This is a genomic window from uncultured Gilvimarinus sp. (assembly GCF_963972205.1).
Lineage (GTDB): Bacteria > Pseudomonadota > Gammaproteobacteria > Pseudomonadales > Cellvibrionaceae > Gilvimarinus > Gilvimarinus japonicus.
Window position 1 is genome coordinate 237,410 of sequence record NZ_CAXAUC010000004.1, and the last position, 19,644, is coordinate 257,053.

At 51.5% G+C, this 19,644-nt stretch carries 11 protein-coding genes and 1 pseudogene; 8 read left to right on the top strand and 4 right to left on the bottom strand.

From position 1 onward, the window contains the following. The first annotated feature begins 147 nt into the window (after positions 1–147). From AACY82_RS09450 to tadA, 6 genes and pseudogenes are all read left to right on the top strand, one after another. The gene (locus AACY82_RS09450) at positions 148–3,396 is read left to right on the top strand and encodes a TonB-dependent receptor (protein WP_339616550.1); all 3,249 of its coding nucleotides are present in this window, start codon (positions 148–150) and stop codon (positions 3,394–3,396) included. Between the two features lie 128 nt (positions 3,397–3,524). Beyond that, the gene (locus AACY82_RS09455; protein WP_339616551.1) at positions 3,525–5,033 is read left to right on the top strand and encodes a tryptophan halogenase family protein; all 1,509 of its coding nucleotides are present in this window, start codon (positions 3,525–3,527) and stop codon (positions 5,031–5,033) included. 24 nt (positions 5,034–5,057) lie between these two features. Next, positions 5,058–6,074, top strand: coding sequence for a cupin-like domain-containing protein (locus AACY82_RS09460; protein WP_339616552.1), 1,017 nt, complete (start codon positions 5,058–5,060; stop codon positions 6,072–6,074). A 43-nt stretch (positions 6,075–6,117) separates the two neighbouring features. Further along, positions 6,118–7,611: a tryptophan halogenase family protein gene (locus tag AACY82_RS09465; RefSeq protein ID WP_339616553.1), complete on the top strand. Its 1,494-nt coding sequence runs from the start codon at positions 6,118–6,120 to the stop codon at positions 7,609–7,611. Positions 7,612–7,772: 161 nt separating this feature from the next. Continuing rightward, positions 7,773–7,967: pseudogene (locus tag AACY82_RS09470) on the top strand (DUF1653 domain-containing protein); the annotation flags it as partial. 15 nt (positions 7,968–7,982) lie between these two features. Next, positions 7,983–8,534, top strand: coding sequence for a tRNA adenosine(34) deaminase TadA (tadA, locus tag AACY82_RS09475; RefSeq protein WP_339616588.1), 552 nt, complete (start codon positions 7,983–7,985; stop codon positions 8,532–8,534). Between the two features lie 5 nt (positions 8,535–8,539). Here the strand turns inward: tadA and AACY82_RS09480 are convergent, their stop codons facing one another. Then, complete coding sequence (locus AACY82_RS09480; RefSeq protein WP_339616554.1) at positions 8,540–8,965, bottom strand: hypothetical protein; 426 nt, start codon at positions 8,963–8,965, stop codon at positions 8,540–8,542. Positions 8,966–9,124: 159 nt separating this feature from the next. Further along, the gene (gene mltF / locus AACY82_RS09485; protein ID WP_339616555.1) at positions 9,125–10,630 is read right to left on the bottom strand and encodes a membrane-bound lytic murein transglycosylase MltF; all 1,506 of its coding nucleotides are present in this window, start codon (positions 10,628–10,630) and stop codon (positions 9,125–9,127) included. Between the two features lie 406 nt (positions 10,631–11,036). On the opposite strand from mltF, the gene purL reads away from it, so the two are divergent. Together purL and AACY82_RS09495 are read left to right on the top strand one after the other, a co-directional pair. Beyond that, complete coding sequence (gene purL, locus AACY82_RS09490) at positions 11,037–14,912, top strand: phosphoribosylformylglycinamidine synthase (protein WP_339616589.1); 3,876 nt, start codon at positions 11,037–11,039, stop codon at positions 14,910–14,912. 250 nt (positions 14,913–15,162) lie between these two features. After that, on the top strand, positions 15,163–17,790 hold the full coding sequence (locus tag AACY82_RS09495) for a TonB-dependent receptor (RefSeq protein WP_339616556.1): 2,628 nt from the start codon (positions 15,163–15,165) through the stop codon (positions 17,788–17,790). A 210-nt stretch (positions 17,791–18,000) separates the two neighbouring features. On the opposite strand, the gene AACY82_RS09500 is transcribed toward AACY82_RS09495, so the two are convergent. Together AACY82_RS09500 and AACY82_RS09505 are read right to left on the bottom strand one after the other, a co-directional pair. Further along, on the bottom strand, positions 18,001–18,984 hold the full coding sequence (locus AACY82_RS09500) for a FecR domain-containing protein (RefSeq protein WP_339616557.1): 984 nt from the start codon (positions 18,982–18,984) through the stop codon (positions 18,001–18,003). Next, on the bottom strand, positions 18,981–19,553 hold the full coding sequence (locus AACY82_RS09505) for an RNA polymerase sigma factor (protein WP_339616558.1): 573 nt from the start codon (positions 19,551–19,553) through the stop codon (positions 18,981–18,983). The genes AACY82_RS09500 and AACY82_RS09505 overlap by 4 nt, the downstream gene beginning before the upstream one ends. Between the last annotated feature and the right edge of the window lie 91 nt (positions 19,554–19,644).

The following is a 19,644-nucleotide window of genomic DNA, read 5'->3' on the forward strand; positions in this document are numbered from 1 at the left end:
TTTTCGGCGCGCTTTACCGATAGAAGTCGCGCTTGAGTGCTTATACGAGCCCGGTTTGGGGTGGGTATGTGCTCAGGCAAGCGCTAGGTCGACGAAACCGGTCGCTTCTATTATCAAAAAAATTATTTCACTAGGGGTTAGGTGGCTATGCAATTTCATAAAAAACTATTAAGCATTGCAGTCTGTGCGGCGGCGACTGGGGCGATGATGCCAGCAGTAGCGCAAGACCAAGGCGCGGACTCTCCAGAGTTGGTCGAGGAAGTGGTGGTACGCGGTATGCGCGTTAGTATCGAGAACGCGCAAGATATGAAGCGTTACGCCGATACCGTTAAAGATGTTATTACCGCCTCAGACATTGGCGCACTGCCCGATAAAAGTGTGACCGAAGCGCTGCAGCGCGTTCCCGGTGTCACCATCGAGCGTTTTGCCTCATCTGATGATCCTAAGCACTACGCCGACGAAGGCACTGGTGTGTTGGTGCGCGGCTTGGATCGGGTGCGCTCAGAGGTGAACGGTCGCGACGCCTTCAGTGCTAACCCTTATGGTGGCTTAAACTACGAAGATTTCCCCGCGGAATTGCTGGGCGCTGTCGAGGTGGTTAAAAACCAGACGGCAGACTTAATCTCTGGTGGTATTGCCGGTACGGTCAATTTAATTACCCGCAAACCGTTTGACTCGGACGAGCGTTTGATCTCATTAAACGCCAAAGCAAACTACGGCGATTTCCGTGAAGAGGTCACGCCATCGTTCTCGGCATTGTTCTCTGACAGCTGGGAAACCGACGTGGGCCGCTTTGGTTTTTTGCTGGCTGGCTCTTACTCGGAGTTTAAAACCCGTGGTGACGGTGTTGGCTTGGGTAACTTCCAATCGCGTGGTGTTGATTCGACCGTTGTGTATGACGAGTGGGGCACTCCTCAGGTGGGGATTACCCCCGGAAGTTACTCTGAACCTTGTGTTCCGGACGCTAGCGATTGGCGTAATTGTGACAATTTAGGTTTTCCGGATGGCAAGCAATACACCGCTGAAGACGCCCCCTATGAAGGCACATCGATTTCTGGTCAAGAAGAAGGGGTAACCTGGTATACACCTTCTCAATATCATATTAGTACTGCCGAGAATGATCGCGAGCGTCAAGGTTTTACCACCTCGTTGCAATGGGCCAACAAAGATGAAACTGTTCAGGTTACCCTAGAACATATTAACTCCAAGGCTTCTCTTGAGTGGAACGAACGTCGTATTGGTCAAGCTGCGCAGGGCTTTAAAAGCTTTATGGCCAGCTCGCACGATTGGGTGGATGAGTCAGAAGAAGGGCGTCCGCGAACGTTTGATGATAATGGCTTTTTAACCTCGGGTGTTGGCTTAGGTGTTAACGCAGAGGTACCGTTACTCTATATTACCCGTTACAACTACAACGAAAACACCGTTGAAGATACCTCGTTCAACGTAAAGCTAACCCCTAATGACCGCTTAACTGTAGAGCTGGATTACCAGCACATCGACTCTGAAAAGCTGGTGCATAACTACAGTATGTCGGGGCAAACTCGCGGCGATCAGGTGGGCAACTTGCTGCCCGCTTACCTAGATTTGCGCGGCGATCATCCGACGATCGAGTTTTTAAGTGATGCTGACTTTAAAGGCTTTATTGATGAAGAGAAAACCCAGCCAGATATCTTTCTTGGTTCGGGCATGCAGCAGGAAGAGCATAACACGGCCAAAGCTGACAGCTTCCAAATCGATGCCGAGTACGCGTTTGATGGTATTTTTACGGCGGTTAAGGCAGGGGCATACTACTCAGACAAAGACCTAACAGTGCGTGATACCGAATACGCCGGCTGGTCGCCCATCTCAACACCTTGGGTTGCCGAGCAGCGCGTACAATCGGCTGCAGCGACTCACCCCGAGTTGTACGACGAGATGGACATGTCTGATTACTATGGCGGCGAGGTGATTCAGGGTGACTTGCAAACATTCTTGTTCCCACGTTTAGATTTAGTAAAAAACTACCCGCAAAGTTTGGGGCAGGGTTGTGCCGAAGGATGGTCGACCGAGGGCGACTCCGCGGGTAATGCCGCAGATGGTACGGGTGGTTGTGCTATTCCATACTCTGAGATGGAAGGTCGTATTTCCGCCGGTAGCCCATTTGGTGAGCACGACGTAAATACCACTAATGAAGAGCGTACCGAATTTTACGTACGTGGCGACTTTGAGTTTGACAATATGGCGATGCCCCTTAAAGGTAATGTGGGGTTGCGCTACGTTAGTTATCAATTAGAGTCGACGGGCTTTTTGGTGTTGCCGCCAGAGACTAGCCGCGGTAGTGCACAAACGGCCGAGTTTTTAGAGCAAGAGTACAAAAGTGTTTATGATCTGGCCAGTGGAGAGTCCTTCTTAAGTACTGTTGAAGGCACTGATTATGATACTGTGCTACCAAGTTTAAACTTAAGCTTGGGGGTTACCGAAGATATTGTTGTGCGTTTTGGGGCCTCTAAAGGGTTGTACTTCCCTAACTTACTCGATACCCGTAACCGTGCAATTGTCAGCCTAGATGTAGACTCTAAGTTGCAAGACGAAAGCTTGCCACAAGATGAAGCTACCAACCCCGTTATTGGTATCGATAGTGTTTCTCTAAATGCCTCGGCCAGTAATCCATACCTAGAGCCAGAGGAGTCTATTAATCTCGATTTGACCGCTGAATGGTACTTTGCTCCAGCGGGCTCGCTCACGGTTGGCTTGTTCCACAAAGAGCTTGATAACATTATTCGTAACCGTCAGTTTGACTTAGATGTTGAGCACGATGGTGGCACTGATGTGGTATCGGCTTATGGGCCAGACAATACCGGCTCAGGTACCATCCGTGGTGTCGAGTTCTCCTACTCGCAGTTTTACGACATGCTGCCGGGTGCCTGGAGTGGTTTAGGTCTGCAGTTTAACTACACTTACATTGATCAGGATGGTTTGGAAGACCCGACCAGTGCGGCACCACCTAGCACGCGTTTTAATGCCGCGGGTGAGCAAGTGTTAGATGAACGGAACACTTTCCGAGTTTTTAGTGACTTGCCATTGCCTGGGTACTCAGATGAAAACATGAACATTGTGGGCATGTATGAGTACGAGGATATCTCGTTCCGCTTGGCTTACACATGGCGCTCGGAATACTTGCTGACCTTGCGTGAATCTGAAGATTATGTTCCTGCTTATGTGAAAGATCAGGGAATGATGGATGCTAGTCTTTACTACACGATCAACGATAACTTGAAGATCGGTATCGAAGGTAGCAACCTGCTAGGTACGGAAACTCAAACTGAGTACCAATTTAATCAAGAAGGCGACAAAACGGATGCGCTTAGCTTTATGACTGATCGTATTTACTCGCTAAGCCTTCGGGCAACCTTTTAATCGTTTTACGTAAAATTAGCCGAAGGTAACCTGAAGAGCGCGCCGCAGTAATGCGGCGCGTTTTTTTTTGATCCGTTATATGCGATTATGGAGTATTTGTAGCGTATGTCTTTGGTGAGTGTAAGTTTATGGCTAACCCTATAAAATCCATCTGTATTGTTGGTGGAGGTACTACCGGTTGGATGGCGGCCAGCCTGCTGTCTACTGTATTGCAAAAAGCCGACATTAAAATCACCGTGGTGGAGTCGCCAGACATTGCCACGATTGGCGTGGGTGAGTCTACCGTGCCCTCAATAATGGATTTTTTGCGCGCTTGCCAAATTAATTTGCAAGAGTTTATGGTGGCTACATCTGCCAGTTTTAAATTGGGGATTCGTTTTGATGATTGGCTAACGCCGGGAAAGCACTTTTTCCATCCGTTTGGCCGCGTTGGGCACGAGGTTAATGGATTTGATTTTTATCAGGCTTGGCTGAAATCTTGTGCTGATGGCGGTGCCACTCGTTTAGCCGATCATGCGCCAGCGGCAATAATGGCGGAGTCACAACGCTTTATGCTACGCCCGCAGCAATCAGATAGCTGGGTTTTAAATAGTTACAGCTATGCGCTACACCTGGATGCGATAGCGGTATCGTGTTTTTTACGTGAGCTCTCGCAAGCGAGAGGTGTAAAAAGGATCGAGGCTACTGTTGATAAAGCTCTGGTTGATGAACGAAATTTCATAACATCTCTAGAGCTAAATGACGGCTCCCTCATTGAAAGTGATTTTTATATTGATTGCACTGGGTTTAAAGGACTGTTGATTCAAGATGCGTTAAACGTCGGGTACGAGGATTGGGGGGAATACTTGCCGTGCAACCGTGCGGTGACGGTGCAAACCGAAAACACCGCTAGTCTTGCCCCTTATACAGTAGCGACTGCGCGCGACTTCGGTTGGACGTGGAAAATCCCCCTGCAGCATCGTACCGGTAACGGTTATGTGTTTTCAAGTCGATACTGCTCGGACGAAGAGGCCACAGATACTTTGCTAGAGGTGGTGGGTGGAAAGCTTCTGGGGAAACCAAGAGTTATCCCTTTCACTACCGGAAAACGAAAAAAATTATGGCACAATAACTGTTTGGCTTTAGGGCTATCTTCGGGGTTTTTAGAACCGTTGGAGTCGACTGCGATTCATTTGGTGTATAAATCTCTTGTCCATTTTATTAAGCACTTTCCTGATGCTGATTTTGACTCGTGCAATGAACAAGCGTTTAATAAAAAAATAGATGCCGATTATCGTGAGGTTCGCGATTTTATTATTCTGCATTACTGTACTGCAGGTCGCGCTGATACCGAGTTTTGGCGTTGGTGCAAAAATATGCCGGTGCCTGAATCGCTACGCGAAAAAATACAGTCGTTTCGTAGTCGAGGTCAGGTTGATCACAGCCCTAGCCAGTTTTTTAGTGGTGACAGCTGGGTTTCTATTTTTGAGGGAATGAATATCCGGCCCGAAAAATATCATCCGCTAATGGATGCATTTGATAGTGTTAATATTTCGCGGATGCTGCAGGATAACGCAAAAAATATAAAAGATGCAGTCGAGTCTATGCCTATGCACGATGACTTTATTCGGCAGAACTGCGCAACAAACTTTAAGTGAAATGGCGGTAAACGCAGGTAATATATGACGGCGTATAAGAAAATTCCTGAATATCGAGACTTGTCGGCCGATGAGTTTTTTTCAGATGTTGCACCCGAGCAGCGACCTGTCGTTATTCGCGATTTTGCTAAGTGTTGGCCGGTGGTAAACGCCGCCAAACAGTCTTCTTTGGCTTTTGCAAACTATTTATGTCAGTTCTATTCTGGCGGGAAGGCCCGAATTTTTGTGGCGCCGCCCAACGCCAATAAACGGTTTTACTACAGCGACGATATGGCCGGTGTTAACTATATTGCCGGAGAGGAGCGGGTAGATTTATTTTTAGGTCGGCTTTTAGAGCTTATAGATCGCGAGGTGTATCCCGCTATTTCTATGCAAAACGCTCTTCCCAGTAGCCTTCTGCCAGGTTTTACAGATCAGAATTGTTCCGATTTTTTTAAAGGGGTAGAGCCTCGGTTGTGGATTGGTAACGAGGGCATAGTCAGTGCCCATTACGACGGTGCAGATAACATGGCGTGTGTGGTGGCTGGCCGTCGCCGTTTTATATTGTTTCCCCCCGAACAAACGGCCAATTTATACCCGGGCTCCCTGAACTACACGCCCGCTGGCGCGCCGACTAGCCTTGTGAATCTCGATGCGCCTGACTATGACCGCTATCCGCGCTTTAAAACGGCACTGGCCAACGCGTACTGTGCTGAATTGGAGCCGGGCGATGCCATTTTTATTCCGCTGTTATGGTGGCATCATGTGGAGTCGTTGGCGAAGGTAAATGCGTTAATGAACTGTTGGTGGAACGCCTCTTCACTCAAGGGCGAAACGCCACCTAGTCCACTTGATAGTTTGAATATCGCGTTGCTGGCTATGCGCAACTTAAATCAAAAACAGCGTAACGCGTGGCGTAGTATGTTTGATCATTATGTGTTTAAACAAGTAGAGGATCCTGCTGCGTATATCCCCAAGCAACATTTGCATTTGCTGGGGGATCTATCTGCTGATGACGTCAACACGCTGAGGCAGCAATTCGGCGATAAGTTAAAATTATAGCGGCTGCTCGGGTGGCCTGCTGCACATCAATAAAGATTTAATTATGAGAAAACCTAAAAAAATACTGATTGTCGGCGGAGGTACTGCTGGCTGGATGGCGGCGAATATGCTGGTGGCCCGCTGGGGTGATGTTCAGGTGAGCCTGCTCGAATCAAGCGATATAGGTATTGTTGGGGTCGGGGAAGGTTCGACTCCGCATTTAAAGCTTTTTTTCGACTCGATTGGTGTTAAAGAGTCAGAGTGGATGTCTTGTTGCAATGCGACCTACAAAAATGGCATTTATTTTTCTGAATGGTCACATGTGCCCGGCTATAACAGCTATTTTCATCCTTTCCCTGCCCAGGTTGACGAGCTGACTGTTCCTTCGTTTTTTCACAATATTAAAGCTCGTATGCAGGGCATCGAAGCACCGGCTCATCCGGATAATTATTTTTTGGAGTCCTATTTAGCGCGCCATAATCTCGGGCCTTTGGCCGCTGAGAGCTTTCCTTTTTCGGTCCTTTATGGCTACCACTTTGACTCAGGACTATTGGGAGAGTTTTTAGCTGAAAGGGCCGTTGCTAAAGGCTTACATAGAATTAATGGCACCGTCACAGAGGTTTTGCTTGATGAGGATGGTGCGGTGGGCTCGCTCAGGCTGGACGATGACTCGTTGATAGAGGCCGATTTTTTTGTCGATTGTTCCGGTGCCCGATCTTTACTACTGCAAGATGCACTAAAAGTGTCTTTTAAGAGTTATCGAGAAAACTTGTTTAACGACTCTGCGGTAGTGATACCTACCACAATACCGGATGTGGTTACCCCCGCAACCCGTTCTACGGCTTTGTCTAATGGCTGGGCCTGGCAGATCCCATTAACTAACCGCTATGGCAATGGTTACGTGTTTAGCTCTGATTATATTATGCCCGATCGAGCCGAGCAGGAGTTAAGGGAGCACTTAGGGTTGCTCGATAGCGACGTAGAGGCCAGACACTTAAGGATGAGTATTGGCCGAGTAGATAAGCACTGGGCTAAAAACTGCTTGGCGGTCGGTCTGTCTCAAGGGTTTATCGAGCCCCTAGAAGCAACAGCGTTAGCGCTCTGCTATGAGACAATAAAACACTTTTTCGACCACTTCGAGAAAGGGCAGTTTAGTAATCAGTATGAAAAGGCCTTTAACCAGGTTATCAACAATAAGTTTGAGGGCATAAGGGATTATATTGTCGCGCACTATAAAGCGAATCAAAGAACCGACACACAGTATTGGCGCGATAATGCGGCCAATACACAGTTGCCTGATCGACTAAAAGCTATTTTATACTTGTGGACCCATAGTAAAAACTTTGCAGAAGAGATGGAGGCCCAAAAGCTTGGGGTAAGTTATCAAGCTAAATCTTGGGCCTGTTTATTGGCCGGTTACGGCATTTTCCCCGCTTTACAAGATGCGCCCACTAAAGCTCAACCTGATGTCGAGCAAGGAATGGACGAGATTGCCGATTTTATTCGTCGCTGCGGACTAAACTTTCAAAACCACAATCAATTACTTGCGCAATTGTAAGGTATTAATGGTTAATGCGACTGATGTTGGCGCCAGAACCTAAGAAGCGCTTGTTGCGCTGGTTATTGCTACACGCCCTTGCTCGCTCCGGTTAATTCGGCACATTTATTACCAAATGGGAATCGTCGTATAATGGCCGTTTTGACATGCAGAGAGCTTTTATGCAAATTAGCCCCGGCCTCTACCGCCACTATAAAGGTGGCGAGTATTATGTCTATCGTATAGCTACTCACAGTGAAACTCGCGAGCCTTTAGTGGTGTATCGCTGCCTGTACGGCGATTTCTCGTGGTGGGTGCGTCCCCTTACTATGTTTACCGAGACCATTGAGCGCGATGGCGAGACATTGGCGCGCTTTGCCTTTGTGGCCCCCATGAGCGCCGCCGAGGCTGACCGCTTGGCCGGTGGCGGCACGGAGAAGATCGTTGCTAGTAGCGAAGATGCGCAGTGGATGGCGATGGCTCGCGAGCTTGCCGAGAAAGCCGCCGATAATAACGAAGTGCCAGTGGGCGCTGTGGTCGTTCAGCAAGGGCAGGTCATCGGGCGAGGTTATAACCGTCCGATCGGTGGTTGCGATCCCACGGCCCATGCCGAGATGATGGCGCTGCGTGAAGCGGCCCGGCAAGTTAACAATTACCGTCTGAACGACTGCACGCTTTATGTGACTTTAGAGCCTTGTACCATGTGTGTTGGCGCTATGGTGCATGCGCGGGTAGGGCGGTTGGTGTACGGCACCACCGAGCCTAAAGCGGGGGTCGTCGAAAGTCAGGCGCAGCTGCTTGATGCGCCGTATTTTAACCATTCGATTCAGGTTACCGCAGGTGTTGAACGTGAGGCCTGTCAGCAACAGTTAAGTGAGTTTTTTAGGCGTCGCCGAGAAGAGAAAAAACAACAGCGTCAACGTCGTAATGACGCTGACGCCTAATGCTTTTATTGCCTGGCAGGTTGGCTGGCGGCGCTGGTACGCTGAGCCACAGGGGCGATTGCGCCGGCGGCATTGTTGCCTCGTATCGGATTGCAGTTTTTAATTTTAACTTTACCTTGCAACACATTGCCTTTCGAGTATTCGTTAAAATGGCAAGTGTTGGTCTTAGGGTCGTAGTTCTCGATCCAAAGATTTTCATCCTTCCAGGTGGCGGCAATATGTTGCTGCCCGTCCGGGACGGTGACACTCATAACGCCGCCGTATTTTTTGACAAACACTTGCTGAAAGTGAAAGTAATACGCCGCCCAGCCGACCAATAAAACCGCGATTGCGCTGATTAGTGCGGCTTTCCAAAAATTGTATTTACCCAGGCCGACTAGCAATACCATGGCCAGCGCGATAACGGCGGCCCAGTAAAGGTAGGTAATCATTCAAATCTCCTATCATTAAGGCTGTTTTTAGAGTGTTACCTTCACGGAGGTCGCTGTCAATCGCTGTTCAATGGTTGATTGACGCAGATGTGTCTCTCGCTGATCAGTTGCGGAGGCCATGTTTGGTGGCGGGCTGAAAAACGTTGTCAGGTGGTGCGACTATAGCACCGACATCGGCATAATGCCGTTGTCGTTACGCTCTGCTTTTGGCTCGGAGGTATCATCGGTATTGGTGTCGGCGCTGGTAGCCATAGCCAGGCGGCGCTGCTCTTGCTGGTCGTGCCAAGCAATAATATCGCGAAAGCGCAAAATATTATTCACGTAGTGCACTGGCTCCCAGCCACGGGCGTAGCCGTGCTTTACGGTGCGGTAGTATTTACGTTTGGCCAGTAGTGGCAGGTACTTTTCCACGTCCTCCCATTTGTCCGGGTTGCCACCGTGGCGCTGAGTTAGCACCCGCGCATCTTCTAAATGGCCCATGCCGGTATTGTAGGCCGCCAGCGCTAATAGGGTACGGTCTGGGTCTTGGATACGCTCGGGCAGACGGGTGTATAAATCTTTTAAGTAGGTAGCCCCGCCGCGCATGCTTTGCTCGGGGTCGAGGCGGTTTTTTACACCCAGCTCTTTGGCGGTTACGCGAGTTAGCATCATCAGGCCTCGCACACCGGTGTGAGAGCGTGCGTCTGGGTTCCAGTGAGACTCTTGATAGCTCATGGCGGCCAATAGTTGCCAGCTTAACCCGACCTCATCCCCAACCTTCTGCATCAGCCCCTGCCATTGGGGTAGGCGTTTTTCTAGGCGATGGGTAAACAGGAGCGCCCCCCCGGTACTGACCGGGTCATCGTTACTGAAAAATTCGGCAACAAGTGAGTCGAGTATGCCGTCATTTTCAATGCGCGCTAAATAGGCTTGAGCGCGGTCGTATAGACTGGTGTCGGCGCGCTGAGGAAAGGCCCAGCCGAGGGTTTCGGGCTCTCCTACATCAAAGGCAAGGCGCGCACGAGGGAATGTTTGGGCGTTAATATGGTAGGCGTTGGAGTCAACGATGGCGTAGTCCACTTCGCCGCGGTGCACCATCTCCAGAAGGTCAATCATTTCTAGGTTGGGCTCTTCGCGCCAGCTAAGCTCTGGGTAGTCGGCTTTGAGCTGCTGTAAACGCTCGACATGGGACGATCCGGCAATAACCAGTAAATCACCGCCGGTAACGTCAGCGATAGATTCGGGTTTATCTTTACCACGGTTATAAATCAGCTGTTGCGTGACCTCTAAATAGGGCGAGGTAAACTGCACGCGGGTTTGACGCTGAGGGGTAATGGTTAAGCCAGCGGCCGCCAGCTGACCGTCACCTTCGGTTACCATATCGAGCATGGCTCCTAGGTGCTCCTGCTCGCGGATCTCTAGGGTGACCCCGAGCGAGTCGGCAAAGCCTTGCAGTAATGCGTACTCAAAGCCGGTGGTGCCGTTGGGCCCTTCGTAGTAGGTGGTGGGCCCGTTGCGCGAAATGGCAACCAAAGTGCCGTTGGTAAGCACTTGCTCTAGCATGGTGGGAGGGCGGCTGGTTACCAAGCTGGCGCAAAGCCCAATCAACAGTACGCCAAACAGCGTGCGCTTTAGCGAAAAGCGCCGTGGCAGCTGCCGCGCGTAGTGTCTGAGTTTGCTCAACATTAGGCCTACCCTTCCGGCGTTAGCCGGTTCTGTGGTCGGTGCCGTGATCCCGAGGAGGCCCTCTAAAATCACTCAGCCGCACAAATTTCGCGCGATTTTAACCATTCTTACGCCGGTGTACCACCTGAAACTTGTATAGAAGGGCAATCTTGCTGTTCAAATAATAACCGATTTGTGCGTTGGCGTCCATTTGACGGTCTCTGTGAGCGATTAATATGGATGGCCGGATTCGATTAGTTTTTGCCGCTCGAGTGCTGCCAAGGCTGATCAATTGCAGTACAATACCGGCCCTCTCAGTACCGTCATAGTCCGGCGCATCGGCTGTATCGGCTTTGCCCGAATCGAAGTGTCAGGCGGTAAGACGCTCAATCCATCCAACCCCGCAAGCTTGAGGTTGCAGCCTACTATGCTCATATTGCCCGGTGCCCCGGCACTTTCACCGTTTCGCTCACAAAAGTTGCTTGCCAATTTGCAGGCCGTTGCGCCCGGTATTACCTCGGTCGCGGCCGAGTTTACCCACTTTGCCGACCTCTCGGCGCCGTTGAGTGAACAGGATCAGCAGGTGCTGGCGCAGCTGTTGACCTACGGCCCCCGCATGGATGAAGTCTCACATGAGGGTGAGCTGTTTTTGGTGTTGCCGCGTTTGGGCACCATTTCGCCCTGGTCGTCCAAGGCCACCGACATCGCTCACAATAGCGGCTTGTTTGAGGTGAACCGCATCGAGCGCGGGGTTAGCTACCACGTGCAAGGCGAGTTTAACGCCGCCGAGCGAGATGCGGTAAAAGCATTGCTGCACGACCGTATGGTAGAGGCAGTGTTTACCAGCCTAGAGGCGGCCGGTGGTTTATTTGATCACGCCGAGCCCGCGCCGCAAACCAGTGTCGATATCCTCGGGGGCGGGCGCGAGGCCTTGGTTAACGCCAACCGCGAGCTGGGCTTGGCCCTGGCAGACGACGAAATTGATTATCTGGTCGAAAACTTTCAGGCGCTGGGGCGCAACCCGGTCGATGTCGAGTTAATGATGTTTGCCCAAGCCAACTCCGAGCACTGCCGCCATAAGATTTTTAATGCCTCTTGGACGCTAGACGGCGAAGATCAGCCGTTAAGCTTGTTTAAGATGATCAAAAATACCAACGAGCTGGGTGGCGAGAACGTGTTGTCGGCCTACTCCGATAATGCCGCGGTGATTGCCGGCCCCGAGGCCGGTCGCTTTTACCCCGACCCCGACACCGGCGAGTACCGCTACTCATCCGAGGCCATCAACTTATTGATGAAGGTCGAGACCCACAACCACCCCACGGCGATCTCTCCGTTTGCCGGGGCTGGCACCGGGGCCGGTGGCGAGATTCGCGATGAGGGCGCAGTCGGGCGAGGTTCTAAGCCTAAAGTGGGTTTAACCGGCTTTGCTGTGTCAAACCTGAATATTCCCTCTTATATTCAGCCGTGGGAGCAGGATTACGGCAAGCCCGAGCGAATCTGCAGCGCGCTGGACATTATGCTCGACGGTCCCATTGGCGGCGCCGCCTTTAATAACGAGTTTGGCCGCCCCAATATTTGCGGTTATTTTCGCACCTTTGAAGAAGATCATGACGGCGAGCGTCGCGGTTACCACAAGCCGATTATGTTGGCCGGTGGCTACGGCAATATTCGCACCGAACATGTCGAGAAGCCACCGTTTGCCGCCGGCTGTAAGTTAGTGGTACTGGGTGGTCCGGCTATGTTGATTGGTTTAGGCGGTGGCGCCGCTTCATCGATGGACTCTGGGAGCTCATCCGAAGACTTAGATTTTGCCTCGGTGCAGCGGCAAAACCCTGAGATCGAACGCCGCTGTCAAGAGGTGATCGATCGCTGCTGGCAGCAGGGCGGACAAAACCCCATTGCCTTTATTCACGATGTGGGTGCCGGTGGTTTGTCGAACGCCTTTCCCGAACTGGTAAAAGATGGCGAATGCGGTGGCGGTAAATTTGAGCTGCGCAACGTGCCTAACGACGAACCTAGCATGAGCCCCTTGGCCATTTGGTGTAACGAATCCCAAGAGCGCTATGTGCTTGCCATTAAGCCCGAAGACCTCGCCCGCTTTGAATCTTTGTGCGAGCGCGAGCGCTGCCCTTACGCCGTCGTGGGTGAAGCCACCAGCGAAAAACAACTGGTGGTTAACGACACTCACTTTGATGCTAAGCCCGTTGATTTGCCTATGTCGTTGTTGTTTGGCAAGGCGCCCAAAATGCATCGCGAGGCGAGCCGTTACACGCCCACCACTGATTCATTCGCCACCGGCGATATCCATATTAACGAAGCGGCCGAACGCGTGCTTAAGCACCCAAGTGTGGCCAGCAAAAGCTTTTTGATTACCATCGGCGATCGCTCGGTCACCGGTCAGGTGGCCCGCGATCAAATGGTTGGCCCTTGGCAGGTACCCGTTGCCGATTGCGCCATTACCACCGTTAGTTATGATTCGACCAAAGGCGAAGCCATGAGCATCGGCGAGCGCACGCCACTTGCGCTGTTGGACGCGCCGGCTTCTGGCCGCATGGCCATTGGTGAAGCGTTAACCAACATTGCCTGTGCTCCTATAGCCGATATTAAAGACATCAAGCTATCGGCCAACTGGATGTGCGCTGCCGGTCATAAAGGCGAGGATGAAAAACTCTATCGCACCGTTGAGGCGGTGGGTATGGAGCTTTGCCCCGCGCTAGGTTTAACAATTCCCGTGGGCAAAGACTCTATGTCGATGCGCACCGCATGGCAGGACGGCGGCAAAGACAAAGCCGTGACCGCGCCGCTGTCGTTGGTGATCACCGCGTTTACACCGGTGACCGATGTACGCTTGGCCGTTACACCGCAGCTGCGCACCGACAAAGGCCTAACCGACTTATTGCTGATCGACTTAGGCGCGGGTAAAAACCGTTTGGGCGGCTCGATTTTGGCGCAAACCTACAACAGTTTGGGCGACACCCCTGCTGATGTAAACGATGCCGCGCAATTGAAAGGCTTTTTTGAGGCAACTCAAAAAGCGTTGGCCGAGGGCTGGGTATTAGCGTATCACGATCGTTCTGACGGCGGTTTATTTACCACCTTGGCCGAGATGGCTTTTGCCGGCCACTGCGGTGTCGATATCGACATTGATGGCTTAGGCGATTGTCCGTTAACCGCCTTGTTCAACGAAGAGCTAGGCGCTGTGCTGCAAGTTAAACGCGAACACACCGAGCAAGTCCTGGCGCTTTATGCGCAAGCCGGCGTGGCCGGGTGTAGCCACAAAATAGGCACCCTTAACGAAGACGACTGGCTGCGTATTTCGCAGGCAGGCGAATTGGTATTTGATCAGTCCCGCGTAATTTTGCAAAGCTTGTGGAGCGAAACCAGCTATCAAATGCAGTCGCTGCGGGATAATCCCGAGTGTGCCCAGCAAGAGTTTGATGCGTTAATGGCCAACGATCAGGGGTTGTCGGTTAACCTCAGTTTTGACGCTAATGAAGATGTTGCCGCGCCTTTTATTAACACCGGCAGTAAACCGCGTATCGCGGTACTGCGCGAGCAGGGCGTTAACGGCCATGTAGAAATGGGCGCGGCGTTTGACCGCGCCGGTTTTAGCGCCGTCGATGTACACATGAGCGATCTACTGGCGGGCCGCACGAGTCTAGAAGACTTTAAAGGCCTAGTCAGCTGTGGCGGTTTTTCTTACGGTGACGTGCTGGGCGCCGGTGAAGGCTGGGCGAAAACGGTATTGTTTAATTCGCAAGTGCGCGATCAGTTTGAGCAGTTCTTCCATCGCGGTGACACTTTCAGTTTAGGGGTGTGTAACGGTTGCCAGATGATGTCGAACTTAAAAGGCCTGATTCCGGGCGCCGAACATTGGCCGCGTTTTGTGCGTAACTTATCCGAGCAGTTTGAGGCGCGTTTCTCGCTGGTGCAAATTCAAGAGTCGCCGTCAGTGTTGTTTAAAGGCATGGCCGGCTCGCATCTGCCAGTTGCTGTGGCTCACGGCGAAGGTCGCGCCGAGTTTGTCGATGGCGCCGCTTTAAACAGCTGCGACAACAGCGGTTTGGTATCCATGCGTTACCTGGATAACAGCTTAAATGTGACCGAGACGTACCCGGCTAACCCCAACGGCTCACCGAATGGTATAACCAGTGTGACCAGCCAAGACGGTCGCGCCACTATTATGATGCCGCACCCAGAGCGAGTGTTTCGCACAGTGAGCAACTCATGGCATCCAGATGACTGGCAAGAAGACGGCGCTTGGTTGCGCTTGTTCCGCAATGCACGAGTGTTTGTGGAGTAATAGATACGGCTATGTGTTGTAAAAAAGGCGAACCAACTGGTTCGCTTTTTTTTTGTCCCTTGAGCCTCTTAAATAATAATAGCCGATTGGGCGTTAATACGCCTAACGCTGATCGGTAGTGTTAGCAGGCTACCTTCTTAGAACTTTCGGTCTAGAAAACTTGTCGGGGTTTCTACCGCATTGGCGTTTACTTAAGGAGCACGGTAAAAAAGTGCCACTTGACATAACAATAGAATGCGGAGTTCACATTATGCAACATCCCAGAGGTTTCCAGTTGCAGGCGCGTAAAAAGCCGCTTGCTTTGTCTGTTTTTGCCCTTTCTATCGGTCTTCCGCTGTTAAGCGCCCAAGCCTCGGCACAAATCTCGGAACCACCATTGGAAGAAGTGACGGTAACGGGTATTCGCGGCAGTTTAGCTCAATCGCTTGATGTTAAGCGCGATGCTACCTCTATTGTCGACGCTATTAGCTCAGAAGATATCGGCAAGTTCCCGGATAAAAACGTAGCCGATTCACTGCAGCGTATACCCGGCGTATCGGTAGATCGCATTTGGGGTGAGGGCCGGGATATTTTTGTGCGCGGTACCGATAGTACACTTAACCGAACGTTAATGAACGGTCAAAATGTCTCGTCCGCTTACTGGTGGGCGAACGATAACCCGAGCCGTGGGTTTAATTACTCGATTCTGGCTTCGGAGTTGGTGTCGTCGCTTGAAGTGTACAAAAGCCTCGAGGCACGTCACGACGAAGGCAGTATTGGCGGTATGGTTAATGTTCGTACCCGTCGCCCAATGGACTTGGACCCGTTGACCATTAATGTCTCCGCCGAGGGCGTCTATAGCGATTTGCCTGATGAGTGGGACCCGCAGCTGTCGGGCCTAATTAGTTGGAAAAACGACTCCGAAACTTTTGGTGTGTTGGCGTCGTTTAATAGCCAAACTCGCACTATGCGCCGCGACGGTTTAGAGGTTTTCCCCACTAACGACCTTTATACCGTTACCGATCAAAACGGCGCCACCTACGAGGATGTCTACGTGCCTTGGGGCGGTGGCTCGGCCATTTTCAATCAAGACCGCGAGCGTGACACAGCTAATGTAACACTGCAGTTTCGCCCAACGGATGCGTGGGATATTGCACTTAACTACGTTAAGTCTGATATGGATATGGACAACTCTAATCAGAATTACTTATTTGTAGTGGGTGGTTACAAAATCCCCAATGGCGACACCGTTACCGATCCGGTGTTTATTCCCACGAGCGATGGTCGTCAGGCATTGGTAGGGGGCACTATCGAAAACCCCGATAGCATCGGCGTTGCCGACGAGCCTATTGTACGCGATGCGTTTGTTGAGTCAGAAGTGCTTGACCTTGACGCCGAATACGCGGGCGACGGCTGGGTGTTACATATGCAAGCCGGTAAAACCAGCGCTGAGGGCGGGAGCACCAAAGATCGTAACTACTGGTTTGAGGGCGACAGCCGCGAGACGATTAATTTTGGTCCCAACACTAACGAGTTTAGCTTTCCTGATGTTGACCCGCTGGATGGCAGCGCCCTTCATTTAAATGCCGCCAATTTGCGTGATTGGGTTCGAATTATGGAGGACGACGAAACCTACGCCCAAGCGGATTTAGATTTTGAGGTGGAGTGGGGATTTATTGAGACCGTTAAGGTAGGCGCTAAATTCCGTGACCACACGATCGAGAATAATCGCGACGTGGGCGGTGTTGATACCGGTAATGCCGCTATCGCCGATCAAGTGGCAGCACTCAATGCCATTACCCTGGCGGATGTGTCGTCGGGCCCTAGCCCTATGCTACACGCAGAGGCGGCTACTGCTGGATCTTTGACCCAGTACGCGCTCATGGATATCGATTTGGCGGCGCAAAAAATTGATAGTATTCTCGACGCCGGGGCGATGACCTACGCAGAAGACCAACGAGCTTACTACAAAATTAACGAAGAAATTACCGCCGCTTATGCGCAGGCTGATTTTTCGACGGGTAACCTTCGGGGTAACTTTGGGGTGCGGGTGGTGCAGACGGATCAAACGTCTAACGCTTACATGGATGGTACCTTGGGGGCCGTGAGTCGCAGTTACACCGATACCTTACCCAGCGTGAATGTGATTTATGATGTGAGGGACGATATTATCTTACGGGCGGCCGCCTCGCGCGCGATGGCGCGACCGACCTTTCAAAACTTAAGCTCCAACATTGTGATAAACGCCACCAGCGGCACAGCAACAGCAGGTAACCCTGAGCTTGAACCGATCATGGCCGATCAATTTGAGTTTGGCGCCGAGTGGTATTTTGCCGAGGCGAGCTTGCTGGCAGCAACTTATTTTAATAAAGACTTAAGCACGTTTGTTTTTACCGATACCCAGCCCGAGCAGATTGATGGCGATACGATCAATGTGACTCGCCCCTACAACGCCCCGAATGGCGCGGATATTCAGGGCATTGAGCTGCAGTATCAGCAAGATTTAGGTTTAGGGTTTGGCTTTTTAGCCAACTACACGTGGACCGATGCTGAAGTGCCGGCCAATGACGATGGCACTCGGTTAGAGTTGCCTGGTAACTCCAAAGATCAGTTCAATGCGTCGGTGTACTACGAGAATGATTTTGTCAGCTTGCGGGTATCGTACAATATGCGCTCTGAATCTTATGGTGGCTTAACGTCTGGCTCGCAGTTGGCAACCGATGAGTACGACCAGTGGGATGCTACGGCCGATTGGACTCTGACTGACAACTTTACCGTGTTTGCCACGGCGGTTAACTTTACCAACGAAATTATTTATCAGCGCACCTCCGATGGCCTACCTGTAGGGTTTTATGAAAACGGCCCACGCTACAGTGTCGGTCTGCGTTATCAGTTTTAGCTGGGAGTCTTGATGCAAGGATGCGTGTTTCCATAGCCTGCTTCGGCCCTGCCGAAGTGACACCTCTACTTTGGCGCCTTCGGGCGCCTTTTTTATCGCGGTTACTCGTTGAGGGCGCTACCGGTATTCGGCGGATTGATTAATGCGGTCTAATCAAGGCCTGTGGGGTGACAGGTGTGCTGGTGCAGCCCACCTGTATATGCCGTTAGGTTACTGCTCGGCTAAGACTAAAACGCGATTATCGGTGGCGAGAATGCGTGCTCCCAAACTTTTCTCTAAGGCAAAGGTCAGGGCTTTGTCATCACCGACGTTAAATACACCGCTAATTCGCTGATCGGCTAGGGTATCATCTACTAGTACAAACTGGCGTTTAGTGTAACGGTTGTATTCGGCCAGTGCATCGGCAAGTCGGTCGTTATCAAAATATAATTTACTGGCCTGCCATGCGGTAACTCGCTCTAAATTTATTGGGGTAGGGGTCAGTAGCTTGGCGGTGGTGCTGGCGTGCCAAGTGACACCTTGGCCGGGCCTTAGGTGAGTTTGGTTAGCCTCTTGCCAAAAGCGGCGCTGGGCCGATACTTCGACCAGCCCCTGAGTTACTGCCACCTCGACGTTGTCGTGTTGTTTCTCGATATTAAAAGCCGTGCCAAGGGCCCTTACCTCGGTACCGGCTACCTCTACCACAAAGGGTCGGTTAGGATTTTTGGCAACCGAAAAAAAGGCCTCACCGCGCTCCAGTATTAACGAGCGTTGATGGCGGGAGAAAGAAACCTGCAGGATCGAATTGGTGTTGAGCATGACCGATGAGCCGTCTTTTAAGTGCACAACTCGTTGTTCACCTATGTCGGTTTGGTAACGCTGCCCTGAGTCTACCTCGGCATTCAGTACCAACGTTGTGGCCAGAGTGACGCTGGCTGCAACGGAACCCCATATTCTCCAGTCGCGCAGGGTCAGCCCACGGGATGCGGTATCGTCGGTAGCTTTGGCGCCGGTTGCAAACTCAGGCTCGCCCGCAAGGGCGCCGGTAAGCTCCCACGCCAGTTCGCACTGAGCGTAGGCTAGGGCGTTTTCTGGGCTCGTGTCGCGCCAGTGCTCAAAGTCGCGACGTTCGGCGTCGGACAGGGCGCCGGCCTGCACTCGGGCAAACCAGCCAGACGCTGTTTCTGGTTGCGCGTTGTGCTTGGCGCTGTTCATATCAAATCATCCAGTGTGTGTTGTAAGTGGCTTACGGCCTTTTTCATGTGTCGCTCAATGCTGCGTGTGCTTAGCGACATTTTAGTCGCAATTTCGGGGTAGCTGTATTCATGGAAGCGACTGAGAATAAACACTTGCCGAGTGACTGGTTTTAGCACTCTAAGGGCCTGTCGTATGCGTTCTAGCGATTGCTCCCACTGGGCGCCTTGTTGTGGGGTTTGTTCCTCACTGTACAGCTCGCTTTCATTTAGTGGCTCGTGCCACTCGCCTTTGCGTCGCACATGACGTCGCAGCGCATCGCGCACTAAATTAGTGGCAGTAGTGTAAATATAGGCTCTGGCGTTTTCACTCAGCTTGTCTAGGCTGTCCTGCTTTAATAAGCGCAGGTAAGTGTCCTGCAAAATACCTTCGGTATCGCCAGCGCCTGTGGGTAATAAGCGAGTTATATAGCCGTGCAGATCGGCGCGATACTCGCTGTAGAGTTGCTCTACATACTCGCGCTGCGTCCGATCTAGCGATGTGGCGGTGTCACTGTTAACCAGCCTGAGGCTCACTTTGGGTGCGGCCATTAATGAAGTCCGAGCTGTGTTTATGTTGAGTGGTCGTGCCTATTCCCACTATCTCATAAGGTTAAACGACAAAGACGGAAAACCCCCGACA

Excerpts from the sequence above, each read along its gene's own strand:
- AACY82_RS09450 (WP_339616550.1), top strand. The coding sequence starts at position 148 with ATGCAATTTCATAAAAAACTATTAAGCATTGCAGTCTGTGCGGCGGCG.
- AACY82_RS09455 (WP_339616551.1), top strand. The coding sequence starts at position 3,525 with ATGGCTAACCCTATAAAATCCATCTGTATTGTTGGTGGAGGTACTACC.
- AACY82_RS09460 (WP_339616552.1), top strand. The coding sequence starts at position 5,058 with ATGACGGCGTATAAGAAAATTCCTGAATATCGAGACTTGTCGGCCGAT.
- AACY82_RS09465 (WP_339616553.1), top strand. The coding sequence starts at position 6,118 with ATGAGAAAACCTAAAAAAATACTGATTGTCGGCGGAGGTACTGCTGGC.
- tadA (WP_339616588.1), top strand. The coding sequence starts at position 7,983 with ATGAGCGCCGCCGAGGCTGACCGCTTGGCCGGTGGCGGCACGGAGAAG.
- AACY82_RS09480 (WP_339616554.1), bottom strand. The coding sequence starts at position 8,965 with ATGATTACCTACCTTTACTGGGCCGCCGTTATCGCGCTGGCCATGGTA.
- mltF (WP_339616555.1), bottom strand. The coding sequence starts at position 10,630 with ATGTTGAGCAAACTCAGACACTACGCGCGGCAGCTGCCACGGCGCTTT.
- purL (WP_339616589.1), top strand. The coding sequence starts at position 11,037 with ATGCTCATATTGCCCGGTGCCCCGGCACTTTCACCGTTTCGCTCACAA.
- AACY82_RS09495 (WP_339616556.1), top strand. The coding sequence starts at position 15,163 with ATGCAACATCCCAGAGGTTTCCAGTTGCAGGCGCGTAAAAAGCCGCTT.
- AACY82_RS09500 (WP_339616557.1), bottom strand. The coding sequence starts at position 18,984 with ATGAACAGCGCCAAGCACAACGCGCAACCAGAAACAGCGTCTGGCTGG.
- AACY82_RS09505 (WP_339616558.1), bottom strand. The coding sequence starts at position 19,553 with ATGGCCGCACCCAAAGTGAGCCTCAGGCTGGTTAACAGTGACACCGCC.